Here is a 20,680-nt window from a genome sequence, read left to right as displayed (position 1 = left end):
AATTTATTTAGGTAATGTAAACTTAGCTTTTTTACCTTGTGAAATATCTTTAGCTTCTTTATTTCTCATAGGTCCTAACTCAATCTCGAAGCTTTTTTCCTTCCAAATCTTCTCATACTGCTCTTGATCTAAAATAAATACTTGCAGTAACTCTCCAGATGTTCCCGTTTTGACTGAAGCGTTATAGTCGTAATTTAGTAGCATACCTTCATTAATCGTATATTGTGTACCATCATTCACTCTCAATGTAGAGCTTATAGGAGATAGTGAAACGTCTTGAGTATCTTTGTTATCAAGCTTGAATTTCACCGTTAATAGAACAATACCGTTTTTGAAATTTGCAAAGCGCGGTGCTTCGACGGAATTTGGTGTGAATTGAGTAAATTGGTATCCATCTAATGTAACATTAACAGCGCCTAATTCTTGGCTGTTATTAATACTTGATTTCTCTTTTAACATTTTTTTATCGCCCATGTTATTAGCTGTAGCTTTATCTTGGTAGAAAGCTTTATCTGTTGCAACCTTTTCAGCACCTTGTTTGTTTAAACTTAATGAAAAGCTTCCGGGACTGCCGATTGGAGCATCGAATTTTCCTTTATTAGCTTGTGCAGTTGGGACTGTGACTGAGACTGTTGAGAGACTTGAAATTTTTGCTAGATCATCTTTTCCAAATGGATACGCGATATAACCAGAAATAGTTTCTCCTGCTTTTACTAAGTAATCATTCGTTGGAGCAAGCTTAGTTGGCAGTTGATCTTCTTTTGGAATTAAATCTTTATAGTTACTATATACTTTCTGCGCACCAGTAAACGATATGTCCAATGCTGGCATATAATAAATATCTTTAGCTGAACTATTTTTTACGCTATAGTTCACAAGAATAACTCCGCCCTCTGTTTGACGGTTAAATGGAATATTAAAGTCCGTATGGAATCCATTTAATTCAACTAATGTATAACTGTTCATCGATACTGAAACATCTTCAGATTTATAGACTTGTGGTTCCTTATTTTCAAAAAGAACTTTTGTTTTTCCGCCTGTTTCTTTTTCCATGTAGGAAATAAGTTTAGAATAATCGCTGGAGCTAGTAGCGGTATTTTCCGTCTTTTTATCTTCAGTTTTCTTGTCTTCGGATTTTTTTTCTTCAGGTTTATTTTCTTTTGTTGTATCCGTTTTTTCTGTTTTGTTTTCTTTGGCTGCATTTTCTTTTTGTTCTTTATTTGTCGTATCGCTTTGACCACAGCCGGTTATTACAAAAGCTGCTACGATTACTGCAGAAAATAAAGAAAGTAATTTTTTTGACATGTTTCTTCCCCCTATTTGTTTAAAACTAAACTCTCATATTAGCCCCACGTTTTATTATAAGAAGGCTAGTCAATATTTACCAGTGTTTTTTCTATTTATTTCCATTATTTAAATATTATAATATAATAAATTTGATAGAAGTTTGGAATGGAATATTGGTTTTTATTTTTTTATCATTTGAAATATTACACCATATTGTTATGATAGAAATAGAGGTATATGGAAAGGAGACAAGGACTCAATATGTGGATGAACTTGTAATGATTAGAAATTAGATAGATGAATTTTTCTCTCATAAGTGAGGGATTATTTGGCTATCTGTAAATCATGCAAGGACTGCATATTTGGCTTGTGCGTCCCCTTTGTAAGGATAGATACTTATGTGGGGAAATTCATATCTCTTATATAAAATATGCGTCCTTTAAAACTGGAGGAGTATATGATGAATCAATTAAAAGATAAAGTAGCAGTTGTTACAGGTGTAAGTCGTTTAGATGGTATAGGCGCAGCAATTTGTAAAGAATTAGCTGAGGCTGGATACAATATATTTTTTACGTATTGGACAGAGTATGATAAAGAGATGCCTTGGGGCGTTGATCAAAGTGAACAAATACAATTACAAGAAGAGTTACTAAAAAACGGTGTGAAAGTATCGAGTATGGAGTTAGATTTAACTCAGAATGATGCACCGAAAGAGCTTATAAATAAAGTTACTGAACAACTAGGCTACCCTCATATATTAATTAATAATGCAGCGTATTCTACGAATAATGATTTCTCTAATTTGACTGCTGAAGAATTAGATAAGCACTACATGGTCAATATTCGTGCGACTACATTATTAAGTAGTCAATTTGCCCGAGGATTTGATAAGAAATCTGGTGGTAGAATTGTGAATATGACTTCGGGGCAATTTCAAGGGCCTATGGTTGGAGAACTGGCGTATGCAACAACGAAGGGGGCTATTGATGCTCTTACTAGTTCGTTGTCAGCCGAGGTAGCTCATTTAGGAATAACAGTGAATGCAATTAACCCAGGTCCAACTGATACAGGCTGGATGACTGAAGAGATAAAGCAAGGATTAAAACCAATGTTTCCTTTTGGCAGAATTGGTGAGCCAAAGGATGCAGCAAGACTCATTAAGTTTTTAGTAAGTGAAGAAGCAGAGTGGATTACGGGACAAGTTATTCATTCAGAAGGTGGATTTAAAAGATAAGAAGAAGGTATCTCACCAGGGTGAGATACCTTCTTTTTTAATCTTTCTTCAATCTTCGTGCAATACCATTCCCTAAAGACTGTAATCCTTGAACGAGGATAATTAAAATAAAGACAGTTGCATACATTACTTCAGGTTCATAGCGTAAATGTCCGAAGCGATATGCTAAGTCCCCTAGCCCACCAGCGCCTACAAGACCAGCCATTGCTGTAGCACCGATTAAGCCAATCGTTGCAATTGTTAATCCAAGTACAAGGGAGGGACGAGCTTCTTTCACCATAACGTGCCAAATAATTTGTATAGTAGAAACGCCCATCGCTTGGTAAGCTTCAATCACACCACGATCGACTTCTAATAAAGCTGTCTCCATCAATCTTGCGATATAGGGAGCAGTGAAGACGACAAGCGGTACGATAACACCTTGCACACCAATGGATGTTCCCATTAGAAACTTTGTAAAAGGTAAAATGAAGAATAATAGAATGATAAATGGAAGAGAGCGAATGATATTAATAATTGTATTAAGAATTGAGTAAATGATTTTATTTTCGTGCTGCCCACCAGGTCTTGTTAAAACAAGTGTGACACCAAGTGGTAGTGCAATAAGGATAGAGATGAATAGTGAAATAGATGTCATTTGAAATGTTTGAATGGTTGCTTCCCATATGACTTTACCCCATTCATCCAAAAAGGACTTGTTTTCCATAGTCTGTTCTACCTCCTTCTACGATGATTCCTTGTTCTTGTAAAAATGATAAAGCGTGGTTGATTTCATTTTGTTCCCCTTGCATATGAATGACAAGTTTCCCGTATGCCTCATGTTTTAATTGAGTAATATTACCGGATAAAATATTTGGATATACTTGGAATCGTTTTGTGGCAACAGCTAATGCTGGTTCACCAGAAGAATTTCCTATAAAAGAAAGAGTTACGATTTCTCCGGTTCTTTGTAGTTCTTTTTGTACTTCAGCTGGGATTTTTGCTGCAAATGCACTATTTACAAATTTCTTCGTTGTTACATGTTGTGGGTTTGTGAATATATCCTTCACAGTCCCGCTTTCGACTACTGCTCCATGTTCCATAACAGCAACTCTGTCGCATATACGCTGGATAACGTTCATTTCATGTGTAATTAATAAAATTGTGATTCCGATTTCCTCATTAATCTTTAATAATAGGTCAAGAATAGAATCAGTTGTTTCTGGATCTAAAGCACTCGTTGCTTCGTCGCTTAATAACACTTCCGGTTCATGTGATAGTGCACGGGCGATAGCCACACGTTGTTTCTGGCCACCAGAAAGTTCACTCGGATAGGCATCTTTTCGATTAAAGAGATCGACAATACGTAAATACTTTTCTACCCTTTTTTCAATTTCTAATTTTGGAACGCCAGCAAGGCGTAACGGTAATGCGATATTTTCATAAACGGTAACAGTTTTAAGTAAATTGAATCCTTGAAAAATCATCCCGATTTTTTGTCGTGCTTTTGCTAGTTCTTTTGTAGACAGTGTTGTTAAATCTTGCTCGTTTACAATAATATTTCCTGTCGTTGGTTTTTCTAATAAATTTACACAGCGAATTAATGTACTTTTGCCAGCGCCACTATATCCAATGATTCCAAATACTTCGCCCTTTTTTACTTGGAGGGAAGTAGACTTAAGAGCTTCCACATTCCCCTTTTTTGTTGTAAATACTTTGGATACATTTTTTAATTCAATCATTATCGTCAGCTCCTACCAAGACGGTAAAACAGAACCATCAAATTTTTTCTCAATAAATTCTTTTACTTCTTTAGATTGATAAGCTTTCTTTAATTTATTTACAACCGCATCATCTTTATTTTCAGTACGAACAACGACCCAGTTTACATATGGTGAATCTTTTCCTTCACGGAAGATAGAATCTTTCGCAGGGCTTAATTTTGCACCTAATGCAAAGTTTGTATTAATTGCAGCTGCTTTTACTTCACTTAGTTGTGTTGGTAATTGAGATGCCTCTAATTCAACGATCTTTAAATTTTTTGGATTTTCAATTACATCTTTCGCAGTCGCTTTTTCTGTCGCTTTTGGATCCACTTTTAAAACTCCTGCTTTTTCAAATAGTTTTAAAGCTCGAAGTTCATTCGTTGGATCATTTGGTACAGCAATTGCATCACCATCTTTTAAGTCTTTTACATCCTTTAAGCTTTTTGAATATACGCCCATAGGGAATGTTACTGTTGAAAATACTTCGGTTAATTTCATATTACGTTCAGCTTTAAACACGTCTAAATATGATTTTGTTTGATAGCTATTTACATCAAGGCTTTTTTCATCGAGGGATACGTTCGGTGCTACATAATCATTAAATACTTTTACATCAATTTCGAGACCGTCTTTCGCTGCCACTTCTTTTACCTTTTCAAAAATTTGTTCATGCGGCCCGCCTGTTACACCGACAGTAATCTTTTTCTCATCTAACGCTTTTACTTCTTTATCCGAACCAGCGCTACATGCGCCTAATAATAGTACCGCTCCGCTTACAATGCTTAATAATACTTTTTTCATCTATAGTTCCCCCTTCATATATGTTCCAAAATAAAAAGCACCTCTCAAAAATAAGAGAGGTGCCGAATAGACAAAATAGGATCCTCTCTTATCTTCCAAAACGAAAACTCGTTTTGCAGGAATTAGCACCTTAGCTTATACGTCATAAGCTCGGTTGCCGGGCATCATCGGGCCAGTCCCTCCGCCACTCTTGATAAGAGTATGTGTATGTAGTTTTTAATATGGTACTAATAGTAAATCTTACAAAAAGAATTGTCAATGTTATTTTCTGAATATATTTTATTTTAAGGTAATCGAAACGTTCCCTTTTTTATGCCCTATTTCCACATACATATGAGCTTCAGCAATTTCTTCTAATAGGTAAGTTCTATCAATAACAGGTTTTAAATGTTCTGTTTCAGTTAGTTTTTTTAGTAGAATCATATCCTCTTTACTTACTTTTGCCATCATTCCATTCACAGATACATATTTTCCATTAGGCGCTAATACTTGTTTACAAAGGGATTTTTTATGCTTTCCAACTGCATCAAATATAATATCGTAGCGCTCGCGCCGCTTAGTAAAATCTTCTTTCGTATAATCAATTACTTTATCCGCTCCTAAAGATTGCACGAGTTCAAAATTTGAATTACTACAAACAGCTGTAACGGTCGCACCAAAATATTTAGCGAGTTGTATGGCAGCTGTTCCTACTGATCCAGACGCACCATATATGAGAACTTGTTGCCCCTTTTTTATCCGGCCTTTTCTCAGAAAATGCAAAGCTGAAGTTCCACCAAAAGGAATAACTGCCGCTTCTTCATACGTTACATTGGTAGGTTTTAATGTTATTAATCCACTTTCATGCACGCATGTGTATTCGGCATAACCACCAAGATTGAGTTCTGTTAATGCAAAAATTTGATCCCCTTTTTTAAATTGAGTTACATCTGTCCCGATATCCTCTATCTCTCCTGCTAATTCTACGCCAAGTATAGGGTTTCTCGGTTTTCTAAGTCCTAATATAAGTCGCATAGGAATCCAAAATAATAGAGGGCTATTAAATCCGCGTATTCTACAATCTCCAGTCGATACACTTGTTGCGTGAATTTTAACTAATACTTCGTTCTTTTTAGGTATAGGTTTCTCTATATTTTGAAGCTGAAGAACGTTAGGTGGTCCATACTGTGTGCAAATGATTGCCTTCATAATGTCCTCCTGAAATGAGTTGTCGTTATTTACATCATATTTAAGATCTTCATTAAACATGTCGCTATATAGCGAGTATAGATTAAAAATTATATAGATTTCATAGGAAAAGAGGTGATATTATTTTGGGAAAGGGGGCAACAGTATGAAAAAAATTATTTTTGTTTCAAGTTTAGTACTTGCAATCAGTCTAGGGGTAGGGTGTAGTAATGAGAAAACAGCAAAGACGGATGAGCCGAAAAAAGAATCCGTTCAAAAAGAAAAGGAATTAACGGCGAAAGATGTTTTCAAGAAAACGAATGAAGCTTTTAAAAATGAAGAACATGTAACGATGACATATGGTGTAGGGGTAAAAGCTGAGGGAACAGAGATGGATATAGTAAAGGCTAAGATGCAATTAGAGCCAAAGACAAAGAATTCTCGTTCTGAAATGAATATTTCCGGTACAGATGTTGTAGTGTATACTGTGGATGGTAAAGTTGCTGGTGAGGTAAAAAACCCTAATACAGGAGAAGTTATAACCGTACCAGAGGAGCAATTAAACGCTGGTGGAATGAAAGCGACTCAAGATATTATAGATAAGTTAGAAGTACCGGAAGTAGTTTTAGATAAAATGAAGTTGGAGAAAAGCGGAGATAAATATAAACTGAAATTTACATTAAAAGGGCAAGAAACAGAAAGTATGTTAACTAGCATGGATGAAACGCAGAAGAAAATGTTACAAGCACAAAATGCGAAGATAGAAGAAGTGGATGCAGAATATATCATTACAAAAGATTTTAAATATGAATCAGCAAAGATAGACATGATTATGAGTAATAATGGAAAGGATAAAGCACACATTATTACGAACGCAAAATATACGTCGTATGAAAAGTTTGACCCAATACAATTGCCAGCAGCAAAGTAACAGTTTTGATGAGGAGGGACCTAAAATAAGGTCCCTCTTTTTTGTATTCTTTCTTCATAGGAAAATAGGTACAATATAAAGAGGAAAAGATGTAGAAGAGGAGAGTGTCATTTGAAAAAAGGAAAGATAGCGGTGGTCATTGTAGCATATACAGTGTTGCTTGCAACGTCTGTACATACATATAAAAAACAACTCGATCATCCTATTATGAGTGATGTAGGTAAATTGCTTCCGACAAAAATAAAACGTGTTGAAAGTGCTACTGATGAGCACTCGTTAATACAATTAGTGCAAGATGCAAATGTTTCTGGAGAGAAAATTTCTATTGCTGGTATGCAACATAGCCAAGGCGGACAGACATACTATCCACATGGTACGATGCTTGATATGAAAGGATATAATAAAATATTAGAATTTGATCCAGAGAAGAAGCGCATTACAGTTCAAAGCGGCGTCACGTGGAATGATATTCAGAAGAAAGTAAACCCATATGGTCTTGCTGTTCAGGTGATGCAATCGCAAAATATTTTTACGGTTGGTGGTTCATTAAGTGTAAATGTACATGGTCGTGATATTCGTCATGAGGCATTGATTGATACAGTCGAATCATTTCGATTACTAATGGCAGATGGCACTGTACGTAATGTAAGTAGAGAAGAGAATGCGGATTTATTTCCTTACGTCATTGGCGGTTATGGGTTATTTGGTGTCATTTTAGATGTGACTTTAAAGTTAACAAATGATGAATTATATGAAACGCATACGAAAATGCTAGATTATAAAGAATACACGTCTTATTTCAAAGAAAAAGTGAAAAAAGATGCTAATGTTCGTATGCACTTAGCTCGTATTTCTGTTGCTCCAAATTCATTCTTAAGAGAAATGTATGTGACAGATTATACATTGGCACAAAATCAAAATATGAGGGAAGAGTATAGTGAACTAAAAGAAGAAACTATTATAGCAGCGCCGAAATTTTTACTTGGATTATCACGCTATAGTGATTGGGGAAAGAATACGTTTTGGGATATACAAAGAAGTTATTTTGAACGTACAGATGGAAAGTATGAGACGCGAAATAATGTTATGAGGTCAGATAGTGCATTTATGGAATATGAAAACCCGAATAGGACAGAGGTGTTACAAGAATATTTTGTGCCTATAGATTCTTTTACGGAATACATAGATGATTTACGTAACGTATTAAATGAAGAAGAGTTTAATTTGCTCAATATTACGATTCGTTACGTGGAAAAGAATGAAAATGCAGTTTTATCCTATGCGAAAGATGATATGTTTGCACTGGTTCTTTTAATTAATCAAGGGCGTTCTGAAAATGAGATAAAGAAAACAGAGGATGTTATTCAGAAGATGATTGATGTTACGTTAAAGCATAACGGTAGTTATTATTTACCGTATTATTCTTATCCAACGAAAGAGCAGTTAAAGAGAGCATACCCTCGTATAGAAGAATTTCTTGGGAAGAAAAAAGAAGCGGATCCAAAAGAGAGATTTGTGAATTTATTTTATAGGGAGTATACGAAATGACATATAGAAGATTTATAGCTTCACAAAGCATTATTATGATGGCGGGAAGTATGGTGTTTCCTTTTTACATTCTATTGCTCCGGAATGTTGGAAATAGCTTCTCGCAGTTTGGCTGGGCTTATGGTTTATTTGCCTTAACTTCAGCGCTTGTGTACCCGTTAGTAGGAAAACTGTCTGATCGAGTAGGCGATCAAAAATTATTAATTATATATGCCTGGACCATGGCAATATTAATGCTTTGTTTTCCTATTGCAACAGAAGTATGGCATGTATACATTCTTCAAATTTTAATGGGAGTTTTAGGGGCTGTGCAGCGTAATACGGAGAAGACGTCGTTAGCACGAAAAGTTGTACAAGAAAATGCTGGTTATGAGATTGGAAAATATCATGTGTGGACATCGATTGGTGGAGCAGTTGCGATTATTGCAACGGGATATTTAGTAGACTTCTTTACGATTGGTACAATTTTTTATATAGCATCTATCTTATATGTAGTGAGTGGAGTTGTATTAAGTAGTAAAAAAATATAACCATTCCCATTTTTACCTGAATAACCTTTATTTGTTATACTAAAGGGGAAGACAAAAGAAAAGGGGACATTGCCTTTGATGAAATTTTTAATTTTAGCTATTCTCACTTTGTTTTTGATTCCATGGACAAGAAGAAGCGGTAGTAAACTTCGAGCAGTGGATAAGAAAGGGGATGAGAAGGTTGTAAAGGGTAAGAAATCATCCATTTTAGTTATTCCAGTTTTATTTTGGATAGGTATCGCAATCTATGAATATTTTTGGTTAATCGATGATCGAGCAGATTCAATTCTTACTCATTATTCTGTTGCAGTAGCAATTTTAATTGGGCTTGTTTTATTTTCACAAGATCAAATAGGAAAATTAGAAGGTACGTTAAAAGGACTTCTAATGTTTGTTTTACTTGCAAGTTACGGCTACTTTGGTTATTTGCACGATATAGTAATCTCGCAAACGAAATATGATTCTGTTGTAAAGATAGAGAAAGATATTTCAGAGCCATTTACTGAAAATGATCAGCCGTTTACAGTGCCGCCAAAGACAGCGGAGAATAAGATGAAAAAAGTATTTGGGGATATTCCAAAAGTAGCTTATTTTGAGCTAGGAGAATTAACGCCACAAATGGTAAATGGTGAGGCTTTATATGTAGCACCGATTGAAGTTTCAGGATTTTTTAAAGCACGTAAAGCGGAGACAATTCCAGGGTACGTAACGATGTCAGGTACGAATCCTGATGCAGAAGCGAAACTGCACCTCGGTTATAAAATGAAATACGTGCCAAGCATGTTTTTCGGAAATAATTTAGAGCGTGTGGTAAGGCAAGCGGAACCAAATTTAATCTTTAAAGGAAAACCGAAATTTGAAGTCGATGATAAAGGGAAACCGTATTATACAATGACGTACGGTGAATTTATTTCAGGAAGATCTGGATTTGAGGTAGAGGGCGTTGTAGTAGTAGATGCACAAACAGGTGAAGTGAAAAGATACGATAAAGGAAAAGCACCGAAATTTATTGATGGCGTATTAAATCACGAGACTGCATCTACGTTAAATACGTACTTCGGTAAATATATTCACGGATTTTGGAATACGAAATTCTCACAAACTGATATGAAGATTCCGACTGAGTGGGGAACGAAAGAAGGAGTTACACCTATTTTTGGTAAGGATGGAACGCTATATTACTTTACTGATTTCACTTCTCCGAAAGAAGGAGTAGATTCTGCGTTAGGTTACTCACTCATTGATGCACGTACAGGTAAGTTGTATTACTATAATGGAAAAGAAGTAAAGGGAATTATGGATGGTTCGGCTGCCTCGGAAGTCGTGGATAATTCCTTTAAGAGAGAAAAGTGGCATGGAACGATGCCGGTTATTTATAATGTGTACGGTAAACCTTCTTGGATTGTACCTGTTATTGATGACGGAGGGTTAGTACGTGCCCATACTGTTATCTATGCTTCCAATGCGAAAATATTTGCAACAGGTTCGACGCAAAAAGAAGCGCTTGAGAATTATAAAAATGCGCTGAGCGGAAGTGGAGATTCATTTAGACCAACTTCAAGTGGTAAAGAGGCACAAAAAGAAGGCGTTGTACAACGTGTGTATAAAGAAAAAACAGGTGAAAATACAATTGTTTATGTACTGTTAGAGAACGAACAAAAAGTGTTTATGATACCTGCGAAAAAGTTCCCATATGCTATGTTTACAGAAGTGGGAGATCCAATTCAAATCACATATTTAGATACAGGAGAGGCGATGTCTTCCGTATCCAAATTTACAAATAGTAATTTGAACAAGTAAAGCGATAGAGATTCTATCGCTTTTTTTTACAAAATTAAACAGGAAAATGCGCTATACTTGACGTATGTGTATGTTGTAACTATAATTGTTACGATTTAGTATGTATAGGAAAGGGTGAACGAAAAAAGTGAATGAAGTTAATCAGGAAATATATAAGCCTGTAAAGACAAACAGGTTATGGATGATTCTTGTATTAGGGACACTTACGGCAATTGGGCCGTTATCTATTGATATGTATTTGCCTTCGTTACCGAAGTTAACGGATGACTTGCAAACGGGTGCATCTCTAGCACAGCTTACATTAACAGCTTGTTTGCTTGGGCTTTCAGTAGGACAATTATTTGTTGGCTCAATTAGTGATATTTACGGAAGACGCAAACCTCTTATTATTGCTCTTATTATTTATGTTGCTTCTTCTTTACTTTGTGCTGTTGCACCATCTATTTGGACTTTAGTGTTATTACGCTTCCTACAAGGAGCTTCAGGATCAGCCGGAATTGTTATATCACGTGCAATGGTACGTGACATGTATTCAGGTTCTGAAATGACGAAATTCTTCTCACTGCTTATGTTAGTAAACGGAGCAGCACCTATTTTGGCACCGATTATAGGGGGACAATTATTACAGTTCACAACGTGGCGCGGTGTCTTTATCGTTCTCGGAGCAATAAGTGTATTTATGTTAATATCAGCTACTTTCGTATTACGTGAAACATTACCTCCTGAAGAAAGAGAAACAGGCGGTTTGTCAGGGACGTTAGCGACGTATGGAAAACTGTTAAAGGATCGTTTGTTTATGGGATATGCATTGTCACAAGGATTAGTAACGGCGGCAATGTTTGCATACATTTCGGGCTCACCATTTGTGTTGCAGAACATATACGGAGCATCACCACAGCAATTTAGTTTATTCTTTGCAATCAACGGTATCGGTATTATTATTGCGAGTCAGGTTACGGGTCGTTTAGCAGGGAAAGTGAATGAGAAGACATTATTTGTCTCTGGTATCGTTATTGCAGCTGTTGGTGGTTTATCTTTACTACTAACAATCTTATTAGGAATAGGGTTAATTGGTGTTTTATGTTCATTATTCCTTGTTGTATCAAGTGTTGGGGTTGTCTCAACAACTGGGTTCTCATTAGCGATGAGAAATCAAAAACAAGCTGCGGGAACAGCATCAGCTTTATTAGGCTTATTACAGTTCATTTCAGGAGCGCTTGTTGCACCGCTAGTAGGTATTGGTGGAAGCAACACCGCATTACCGATGGGTGTTGTAATAGCCCTTTGTGAAATTGGTGCGGTACTATGCTATTTATTTATGGCCAGAAGAAGTGAAAAGCAGTTTGAACTGCAAGCAAGACAAAATTTAGAGGTTTAATGTATAAAGAAGAGCTGATTCAAATATTTTTTGAATCAGCTCTTCTTTCATTTCTTTGAAATAACTCATACAGTGTTGTAAGGTGATGCAAAAGTTATTTGTATAAAGTGACGATACTGTGACAAACATGTTGGTATATATATTACGATGTCGTCTTAAGTGTAAAAAGTAGGGTGTTCTCGGTATAATAACAAGTGGAGATAAAAGAAACTATAATGAGTAGTAGTTGTAGATAAAAGGAGAAGAAGAGATGAAGAAGGTTTTGGGTATTGCTGTAATGGGAAGTATGATCCTTCTAGCAGGATGTAATGGAAGTAAAGATACGAAAGAACCGAAAGAAAAGGTAGAGCAGTCTACTGAGCAAACAGAAGAGATGAAAGTGTATCGTGAAGTACATGAAAAGTACGATATGAAGATAAATAAAGAAATCAATAAAGCATTACAGCTATGGGAAGTAGCAAAAGAAAAGGGCGGTAAGGAAATAACAAATGCTACATATAAAGAAGACGTGCAAAAGGTAACAACGAACATGTTAGAGGATATTGATCATATACGTAAAGAAATCCGTGTACCGAAATCCAAAGAGCAAGAGCACGAATTATATGTCGGTTTCTTGAATGAAGCAGAACAAGCGATAAAAAAATTACAGAAACTAGCTAAAGAAGAAGACTCATCATTAATTCGGGATATAGAAATTAATTTTTCAACAGCATCGACATACTATAAACGTTTTCAAGCAGAAACGAAAAAATAACCTTGCCTGTGCAAGGTTATTTTTTCTTCTTGCCATCGCCGTCTTCATCCTCAGATACTAATACCTTCTGTTCTTCGTGAAATTCGGAAATTGTTTGTCCGGTAATATTATCAAAGGGTGTGTAAAAAGAGGTAATGCTTTTCTTTTTAATGAAAAGTTTATAAAATCCAATGATAACAAGTATAACGATTGTTAATGGTAATCCTATAGTTGCTAGAAGTAAGGGATCCATCATATAACTCCTTTAATATCGTTTTTTTTATTATAAGCGAGAAACTGTAATTTAGATAAATATACTATCAAAAAACTGATTTTTCTAAATATATCCAATTTGATTGACTTTTCATTTTTTCAGAATTATAATTCGAAATATACAATTTGAACCAAATAATAATATAGCAATTTACTTATCCAGAGAGGTAGAGGGACTGGCCCTATGACACCTCAGCAGCGGGTTCTGCAAGATGAACACCGTGCTAATTCCAGCAAGCAAGTCTTGAAAGATAAGTGATGGGCCTTTGTTTATTAAGCCTTGATCTTATTTTTTAGGATCAAGGCTTTTTGTATTCTAAAAAGAGAAAAGGGAGTAATGGAAAAAGTACGTTCATAAAACAAAGTAAATTCATGTGTTTAGGGGGTTATTGAAGTGTATGTAATTAAAAAATTATCGGTTATGGTGTTCACACTATGGGTTATTACGACAGTGACATTTCTAATTATGCATATTATTCCGGGAGATCCATTTTCATCAGATGCAAAAATCTTTCCTGAAGAAGTGATCCAAAACATGAGGGCGAAGTATCACCTTGATGAACCGTTATGGAATCAATATGTTGCTTATTTAGACGGTGTAGTTCATTTTGATTTTGGTGAATCCGTTCAGTCGACGGGGCAAGGTGTATCAGAGATTATAACGACCGGATTTGGTCCATCAGCGATTATTGGTTTACAAGCACTTATTATTTCATTATTAGTTGGAATTGCTGCAGGTACATTTGCTGCTCTATATCATGGGAAAGTAATTGACTATAGTGTGAGCTTACTTGCGATTCTCGGTATTTCTATTCCAAGTTTTATTTTAGCACCATTATTTATACAAGTATTCGCTATACAGTTTGAACTTTTACCAGTAGCGTCTTGGGGCACCTTCGAACATACGGTATTGCCATCCTTTGCATTAGCACTAGGACCAATCGCGGTTATTACAAGATTTGTTCGTTCTAATATGATCGAAGTTTTGCAGAGTGATTATATTAAGCTAGCGAGAGCTAAAGGTATACCAATTAAGAAAATCATTATAAGACACGCTCTTCGAAATGCAATTGTTCCAGTACTTACATTTGTTGGACCGTTAATGGCTGGACTTTTAACAGGTACTTTCGTTATTGAAAAGATTTTTTCAATTCCTGGTCTCGGGAAATATTTTGTAGATAGTATTTTTAATCGAGATTATCCAGTGATTATGGGAACAACCATTTTTTATAGTGCACTTTTAATCTTATGTATTTTTATTACAGATATTATTCACCGTATTGTTGATCCACGTATTCGTTCTATTACGTAAGGAGGGGGATGTTTAGATGGGGGCTTATGAAATTAATAATCAGTTATTAACGAATGAAGAGAAAAAAGAATTAACGATAAATAAAGATCAGCAAAAGATTAGCCGAAAGAAAGAAGTGTTTCGTAAGTTTGTATCGAATCCAATCGCAGTTTTAGGATCAGTGACGTTATTACTCATTATTGTTTTCTCGCTTATTGGTGAAAGTTTAACGCCATTTACTGCGAGTGAACAGGTAAAAGAGGCAACAAACTTACCACCGAGTAGTGAGCATTGGTTCGGAACCGATGATTTAGGTAGAGATATTTGGGCGCGTACTTGGGCTGGCGGGAAAATTTCACTAACAGTTGGGTTAGTAGCAGCAGCTCTAGACATAGGGCTTGGTGTGCTAATTGGAGGTTTTAGTGGATATGTAAGAGGACGTAATCGTCTTGGAACGTTAATTGATGAGTGGATTATAAGAGGGATTGAAGTGCTATATGGCATCCCATATTTATTAATTGTTATTTTACTATTAATCGTTATGAAACCAGGACTCTTTACAATTATAATCGCTCTTGCGTTGACGGGGTGGATTGGCATGGCACGTCTCATTCGGGCGCAAGTCTTATCTTTAAAGCAAAGAGAATTTGTTATTGCAGCAGAACGATTAGGCACATCTCATATGAAAATTATATATGGACATTTAATTCCAAACTTAACAGGAATTATTATCGTAAATTTATCATTTACAATTCCAGCAGCTATTTTCTCAGAATCATTTTTAAGCTTTATCGGACTGGGAGTACAATCACCAGCGGCAAGCTGGGGAACAATGACGAATGATGCGCTTGGGACATTATTAAGCGGAGAATGGTGGCAACTTTTCTTCCCAGCAATCATGATTGCACTCATCATGTTCGCATTTAATGCAATTGGTGATGGTTTGCAAGATGCAATTGATCCGAAAATCATAAAACGTAATCGAAAGGAGAAAAAACATGGCGCAAGTCTTATCTTTAGAAAACGTAACATTAGCCGTTGAAAAAGAGAATAGTAAGCAAGCGATTGTGAAACATGTTTCCTTTTTTATTAACGAAGGTGAAATAGTGGCACTTGTAGGAGAGAGTGGCTCTGGAAAAAGTGTTACAGCGCAATCTATTATCGGCTTAAATCAAGAATCAATTCAATTTGATGATGGAAATATATCTTTCGAGTCAAAGGATTTAACTAATTTACAAGAATCAGAATGGAATCAAATTCGTGGGAAAGATATTTCGTTTATCTTTCAAGACCCACTTTCATCTTTAAATCCGACGATGAAGGTGGGAAGGCAAATTACAGAAGTGATTTTGCAGCATGAAAAGAAATCGAAAAAAGAGGCAAAAGAAATTGCGATTAATTTATTAAATGATTTAGGGATACATGAAGCAGAGAAACGTTTTGAACAGTACCCACATCAATTAAGTGGAGGTATGAGGCAGCGTATTTGTTTAGCAATTGCATTTGCGTGTCATCCGAAGCTTGTTATTGCAGATGAACCTACAACGGCATTAGATGTAACAATTCAGAAACAAATTATGGGGTTATTAAAAGAGCGGAAAGAAAAACAAAATACGAGTATTTTGTTGATTACACATGATTTGGCACTTGTACGTGAAGTGGCTGACCGAGTAGTTGTCATGTATGGAGGACGTATTGTTGAAAAAGGAACAATACAGGAAGTAATAGGTTCTCCTAAACATCCATATACGAAAAGCTTATTGCAAGCTATTCCGAATATGGATGATGCTGAAAAGGTACTTAGAGCAATTGAGGGAACAACACCATCAATTGAAACATTGAACAGCTTTGGGTGCCCATTTGTAAATAGATGTCTAGTAGCAATACAAGAATGCATTCATCGTTTCCCAGAGAGAACAACATATTCCGCGGAACACAGTTCACATTGTTGGCAGCATGTTCTAGAGCATGATAGAGCGAAATCAAAAGAGAAGGTGAATGCCTCATGACGAGAGATTTAATTACTGTAAAGCAAGTAACGAAAACGTATGGAAGTAAAAATAAAGAAATCGCAGCGTTAAAAGACATATCACTTGCGATCCCGAAAGGAACAACGCTTGGCATTATTGGAGAAAGTGGTTCAGGAAAAACAACACTTGGTAAGCTCATAGCTGGGATCGAGAGCCCAACGTCTGGTGAAATTGATTATAACGGTCAAGTCGTTCACAAGCTGAAGGCAGCTCATAAACGTGATTTCTTACAGAAAGTACAGTTTATTTTTCAAGATTCCACAGCAGCATTAAATCCGCGCTGGAAAGTACGCGATAGCGTAACAGAAGGCTATATTTCATTCGGTTTAGGCGATAAAGGGCTGAAAGATAAAGTCGCAGGTGATGCGCTAGAACGTGTTGGACTAGATAGACGATATATTGATCGTTACCCGCACGAATTTAGCGGAGGACAACGTCAACGAATTGCTATTGCAAGAGCGTTATTGTGTGAGCCAGAAGTATTGATTCTTGATGAACCAATTTCAGCGTTAGATGTTTCATTGCAAATTCAAATTGTACATCTGCTACAAAAGATTCAAAGGGAACAAGGCTATACATATTTATTTATCGCGCATGATTTGCCAATGGTTCACTACTTGTGTGAAAAGGTGGCTGTCTTATATAAGGGAGAACTTGTTGAATTTGGAAATACGGACGAAGTATTCCGTAATCCACAACATTCTTATACAAAAACATTATTAGCATCAACACCAAAAATTTCAGGGTAAAGGGGAATGTAAGATGAAGAAGTTTTTATTATTTGTCATTATGACCGTATTAGCAATTACTTCTGTCGCTTGCGGTAAGAAAGAGACGCAAAAAGCAAGTGCTGGTAAGGGAGAAGGAGATCGATTAGTAACGAATATTAGTAGTGATCCATATACTCTTGATGCTGCTATTTCGACAGATAGCACGTCAGGTTATGTAATTGGACATTTATTCTCAAGCTTATATACGCAAGATAGCGATGGGAAATATCAAAATGAATTAGCAGAGAAAGAAGAAGTAAATGCTGATGGAACGGAGTATACAATTCATTTAAAGAAAGATATTAAATGGTCAGATGGTTCTCCTATTACAGCAAATGACTTTGAATTTGCATGGAAGCGATTATTAAATCCGAAAACGGGTTCTATGAATGCTACAGAAATGTATTTTATTAAAGGGGCAGAGGCATATAATACTGGAAAAGGTGAAGAAGGCCAAGTTGGTATTCAAGTTGTTGATCCTCAAACATTAAAGATAACACTTGAGCACCCTGTTTCTTCTATTAAACAAAAGCTAGCAAGTTCATTATTTATTCCATTATCTAAAAAATCAATTGATGATAATAATAAATTAAAAACAAATCCAAAAGAGTTAATTACGAACGGACCATTCACGTTAAAAGAATGGAAGCATAACCAAGCTATTACAGTGCAAAAAAACAAAGAATATTATGATAAAAAGGTGACATTAAAAGAAATTGAGTTTCGCATTATTCCAGACTCTAAAACAGCGTACCAATTGTACAAATCAAAAGAATTAGATTTACTAAGTGGTTTACCACAAGAGATGATTGAGAAAGAAAAAGGAAATAAAGAATATAAGCGTGTTGCAGGATTCTCATCTTATATTTATTCGTTTAACGTAGAAAAAGAGCCATTCACAAATGCGAAAGTGCGTAAAGCCTTTTCATTAGCAGTTGATCGTAAGTTTATCGTTGAAAAACTGTATAAGAATAATGCACAAGAAGCATATGCATTCGTTCCAGAAGGAGCAAAAACACAAGGTGGTCGTGATTTCCGTAAAGAAAAAGGCGATTATGTTAAATTCGATCCGGCAGAAGCGAAAAAATTATTAGAAGAGGGTATGAAAGAACAAGGTTGGTCTACATTACCTGCAGTAACATTGAAATTCACTACAGATACACAACATAAAAAAGTAGCAGAAGCAATGCAAGAAATGTTTAAGAAAAATCTTGGCGTAGATATTAAGTTAGAAAATAAAGAGTGGAAGAGTTACATCGATACATATAAGCAAAGTGATTTTCAATTAGCTTATATGGGATGGGGAGGTTCTTTACTAGATCCAATTACTAAACTAGATTTATATGCAGGTGATGGTCCCAATAACTATGCAAAATGGCATAATAAAGAATTTGATGCTTTAGTAAAAGAAGCCGAAGTTGAACAAAATGAAGATAAACGTTTTGACTTATTGCATAAAGCAGAAGATATTATGTTTACAGATTCACCGTTAATCCCAATTATATTCCCTTCTGATTCTTATTTACAAAAAGAATCAGTATCTGGACTTCAATATTATGTTGGATCTAAACCAGATTTAAGATATGTAAAAATAAAGAAGTAGGCAACCGCCTACTTCTTTATTTTATTTCTCTTTTATATTCTTTTTTCGTTCCATCAGAGAAGACAACTTCTAACTCGAATTTTTGATAGTCTTTATCAAGTTTGAACACGTTTAAGACTTGATCGATTACTTCTTGGTCAGGAGTATCTTTATCAAATTTCAATTCTTGTAGAAGTGGGCTTAATTTTGTGATAGCTTCGTCTCCTGTTAAATTTACATCTGCTTTATGATCTTCAATTTTTGCTTCCATTTTCTTATCAGCCGCTACATTTTTATAATCAGCTTCGTAGTCTTTCTTCGTATCTTGATAGTCTGCATCTAAACTAAATTCATTAAAATTAAGTTTTAAATCTGCAGGAGTCTCATTTTTTGCTTCTTCAGTAGTCTTTTTATTAGAAGTTGTATCTTCTTTTGCAGGAGCTTTACATCCCGTTAATGCAGGTACTAGCATAAGAGCTAATAAAACTGATAGTAGAGTTCTCATTGAAAATTCCTCCTTATGTAAATTCGTTCTATACAAGTTTTTCCCAAAATCATGTAATTATGTATGCGTTGAAAATAAATTATTATCCTGTAGCTACAAGGGTTAATCCGCAATTTAAATCAAAAAAAATTTGTATGTATATGGTAAATTTAAATTGTGAGGAGGGACTAAAATGCATGAAGAATATAAAGAGATGATAAAAAAAGCTATTGAATATATAGAGAATCACTTACATGAGGAGCTTACAACAGAAAGAGTAGCATCTCACAGTGCAGTATCGATGTACCATTTTCATCGTATTTTTCAAAGGTATATTGGGATGAGTGTAACGGATTATATTCGAAAGAGAAGGTTAACTCATGCTGCGCAGGTTTTAGTGTCGACCGAGAGAGCTGTTATTGATATTGCGATGCAATATGGTTTTTCCTCACAAGAGGCGTTTACGAGAGCTTTTAAAAGAATGTTTCAATTGCCACCAAAGAAATATCGAAAGTACTTCCAGTCATTTTATATAGAAAGAGAGGGTGTTTCAATGCAAAAGGGTATACCGAAAGGATGGATCTTAAGTGGAAGTCATCCTGCTGAATATGAGATGGGTTTAGATTATGAAGTTGTCCATCAAGGGAAGGTATCTGCATACATAAAAGCAAAAGAGAATGTTACGCACGGAGGATTTTCAACATTAATGCAAATGTTCCGAGCGGATAAATATGTAGGGAAGAGATTACGTTTTACAGCATTTGTTAAGAGTGAAAATGTAAGAGATTGGGCAGGATTGTGGATGCGAGTAGACGGAAAAGAGACAGAACCGCTTGCTATGGATAATATGCAAAATCGTCCCATTAAAAATACGAATAATTGGCAATCGTACTCGGTTGTATTAGATATAAAAGAAGGAGCGCTTGGTATTGCATTTGGTGTTTTATTATCAGGAGAAGGTTGTGTGTGGCTAGATAGTATTCGATTTGATGAAGTAGATGAAAAAATTCCTACAACAGATTTGGCAGAGAACTTTTATGAAACACTTTTAGAAGAACCGGTGAATCTACAATTTGAAGAAGTAGAAAAATAAAAA

20 protein-coding genes and 2 riboswitches are annotated in these 20,680 nt (G+C 35.5%); of the genes, 13 read left to right on the top strand and 7 right to left on the bottom strand.

The genetic code is table 11. The features are described 5' to 3' along the window. Window positions 1-3 precede the first annotated feature (3 nt). Window positions 4-1,305 (bottom strand): DUF5068 domain-containing protein, encoded by a 1,302-nt coding sequence (locus tag AC0L0O_RS28290; RefSeq protein WP_000038591.1) that lies wholly within the window; start codon window positions 1,303-1,305, stop codon window positions 4-6. 439 nt (window positions 1,306-1,744) lie between these two features. On the opposite strand from AC0L0O_RS28290, the gene AC0L0O_RS28285 reads away from it, so the two are divergent. Continuing rightward, entirely contained in the window at window positions 1,745-2,521 is a 777-nt protein-coding gene (locus AC0L0O_RS28285) for an SDR family oxidoreductase (RefSeq protein ID WP_002157696.1), read from the top strand. A 37-nt stretch (window positions 2,522-2,558) separates the two neighbouring features. Here AC0L0O_RS28285 and AC0L0O_RS28280 read toward each other — a convergent pair whose 3' ends face one another. The 4 genes from AC0L0O_RS28280 to AC0L0O_RS28265 all read right to left on the bottom strand — a co-directional run bounded on the left by AC0L0O_RS28280 (window position 2,559) and on the right by AC0L0O_RS28265 (window position 6,255). Then, complete coding sequence (locus AC0L0O_RS28280; protein WP_000428869.1) at window positions 2,559-3,227, bottom strand: methionine ABC transporter permease; 669 nt, start codon at window positions 3,225-3,227, stop codon at window positions 2,559-2,561. Beyond that, window positions 3,202-4,242: a methionine ABC transporter ATP-binding protein gene (locus tag AC0L0O_RS28275; protein ID WP_000571358.1), complete on the bottom strand. Its 1,041-nt coding sequence runs from the start codon at window positions 4,240-4,242 to the stop codon at window positions 3,202-3,204. Before AC0L0O_RS28275 ends, AC0L0O_RS28280 begins: the two co-directional genes overlap by 26 nt. A gap of 12 nt (window positions 4,243-4,254) precedes the next feature. After that, the gene (locus AC0L0O_RS28270; protein ID WP_000756974.1) at window positions 4,255-5,067 is read right to left on the bottom strand and encodes a MetQ/NlpA family ABC transporter substrate-binding protein; all 813 of its coding nucleotides are present in this window, start codon (window positions 5,065-5,067) and stop codon (window positions 4,255-4,257) included. An 85-nt stretch (window positions 5,068-5,152) separates the two neighbouring features. Continuing rightward, window positions 5,153-5,267: riboswitch (SAM riboswitch) on the bottom strand. A 79-nt stretch (window positions 5,268-5,346) separates the two neighbouring features. Further along, window positions 5,347-6,255, bottom strand: coding sequence for an NAD(P)-dependent alcohol dehydrogenase (locus tag AC0L0O_RS28265; RefSeq protein WP_000643875.1), 909 nt, complete (start codon window positions 6,253-6,255; stop codon window positions 5,347-5,349). Window positions 6,256-6,400: 145 nt separating this feature from the next. Between AC0L0O_RS28265 and AC0L0O_RS28260 the strand changes: the two genes are divergently transcribed. From AC0L0O_RS28260 to AC0L0O_RS28235, 6 genes are all read left to right on the top strand, one after another. Beyond that, window positions 6,401-7,165 (top strand): DUF6612 family protein, encoded by a 765-nt coding sequence (locus AC0L0O_RS28260; protein ID WP_000720099.1) that lies wholly within the window; start codon window positions 6,401-6,403, stop codon window positions 7,163-7,165. 111 nt (window positions 7,166-7,276) lie between these two features. After that, a complete protein-coding gene (locus tag AC0L0O_RS28255) occupies window positions 7,277-8,713 on the top strand; it encodes an FAD-binding oxidoreductase (RefSeq protein WP_000715446.1) in 1,437 nt (478 codons plus the stop codon). Then, entirely contained in the window at window positions 8,710-9,243 is a 534-nt protein-coding gene (locus tag AC0L0O_RS28250) for an MFS transporter (RefSeq protein ID WP_000222346.1), read from the top strand. Before AC0L0O_RS28255 ends, AC0L0O_RS28250 begins: the two co-directional genes overlap by 4 nt. Before the next feature lie 78 nt (window positions 9,244-9,321). After that, window positions 9,322-11,043: a DUF3981 domain-containing protein gene (locus AC0L0O_RS28245; RefSeq protein WP_000670262.1), complete on the top strand. Its 1,722-nt coding sequence runs from the start codon at window positions 9,322-9,324 to the stop codon at window positions 11,041-11,043. A gap of 127 nt (window positions 11,044-11,170) precedes the next feature. Next, window positions 11,171-12,421 (top strand): multidrug effflux MFS transporter, encoded by a 1,251-nt coding sequence (locus AC0L0O_RS28240; protein ID WP_001006754.1) that lies wholly within the window; start codon window positions 11,171-11,173, stop codon window positions 12,419-12,421. A gap of 250 nt (window positions 12,422-12,671) precedes the next feature. Next, on the top strand, window positions 12,672-13,175 hold the full coding sequence (locus tag AC0L0O_RS28235) for a hypothetical protein (RefSeq protein WP_000756540.1): 504 nt from the start codon (window positions 12,672-12,674) through the stop codon (window positions 13,173-13,175). Window positions 13,176-13,191: 16 nt separating this feature from the next. Here AC0L0O_RS28235 and AC0L0O_RS28230 read toward each other — a convergent pair whose 3' ends face one another. Further along, entirely contained in the window at window positions 13,192-13,407 is a 216-nt protein-coding gene (locus AC0L0O_RS28230; RefSeq protein WP_000371390.1) for a DUF3951 domain-containing protein, read from the bottom strand. Window positions 13,408-13,579: 172 nt separating this feature from the next. Continuing rightward, window positions 13,580-13,685: riboswitch (SAM riboswitch) on the top strand. A 136-nt stretch (window positions 13,686-13,821) separates the two neighbouring features. On the opposite strand from AC0L0O_RS28230, the gene AC0L0O_RS28225 reads away from it, so the two are divergent. The 5 genes from AC0L0O_RS28225 to AC0L0O_RS28205 are packed head-to-tail and all read left to right on the top strand — an operon-like array spanning window position 13,822 to window position 19,121. Next, on the top strand, window positions 13,822-14,739 hold the full coding sequence (locus tag AC0L0O_RS28225) for an ABC transporter permease (protein ID WP_000289314.1): 918 nt from the start codon (window positions 13,822-13,824) through the stop codon (window positions 14,737-14,739). 16 nt (window positions 14,740-14,755) lie between these two features. Continuing rightward, a complete protein-coding gene (locus AC0L0O_RS28220) occupies window positions 14,756-15,760 on the top strand; it encodes an ABC transporter permease (RefSeq protein ID WP_000501551.1) in 1,005 nt (334 codons plus the stop codon). After that, on the top strand, window positions 15,717-16,727 hold the full coding sequence (locus tag AC0L0O_RS28215) for an ABC transporter ATP-binding protein (protein WP_000079888.1): 1,011 nt from the start codon (window positions 15,717-15,719) through the stop codon (window positions 16,725-16,727). Before AC0L0O_RS28220 ends, AC0L0O_RS28215 begins: the two co-directional genes overlap by 44 nt. After that, window positions 16,724-17,497, top strand: a complete 774-nt coding sequence (locus AC0L0O_RS28210) for an ABC transporter ATP-binding protein (RefSeq protein WP_000196361.1) — start codon at window positions 16,724-16,726, stop codon at window positions 17,495-17,497. The genes AC0L0O_RS28215 and AC0L0O_RS28210 overlap by 4 nt, the downstream gene beginning before the upstream one ends. A 13-nt stretch (window positions 17,498-17,510) precedes the next feature. Then, on the top strand, window positions 17,511-19,121 hold the full coding sequence (locus tag AC0L0O_RS28205; RefSeq protein WP_000714120.1) for a peptide ABC transporter substrate-binding protein: 1,611 nt from the start codon (window positions 17,511-17,513) through the stop codon (window positions 19,119-19,121). Window positions 19,122-19,137: 16 nt separating this feature from the next. Here AC0L0O_RS28205 and AC0L0O_RS28200 read toward each other — a convergent pair whose 3' ends face one another. Beyond that, window positions 19,138-19,605: a YusW family protein gene (locus AC0L0O_RS28200; RefSeq protein ID WP_001259647.1), complete on the bottom strand. Its 468-nt coding sequence runs from the start codon at window positions 19,603-19,605 to the stop codon at window positions 19,138-19,140. A gap of 172 nt (window positions 19,606-19,777) precedes the next feature. On the opposite strand from AC0L0O_RS28200, the gene AC0L0O_RS28195 reads away from it, so the two are divergent. Next, window positions 19,778-20,677 carry a helix-turn-helix transcriptional regulator gene (locus AC0L0O_RS28195; protein WP_000544219.1) on the top strand — a complete coding sequence of 300 codons (900 nt, stop codon included), beginning with the start codon at window positions 19,778-19,780 and terminating at the stop codon, window positions 20,675-20,677. The last annotated feature ends 3 nt before the right edge of the window (window positions 20,678-20,680 follow it).

It is taken from the genome of Bacillus sp. GS3m_15504, from assembly GCF_055825275.1.
This window is presented reverse-complemented; position numbering and strand designations above follow the sequence as displayed.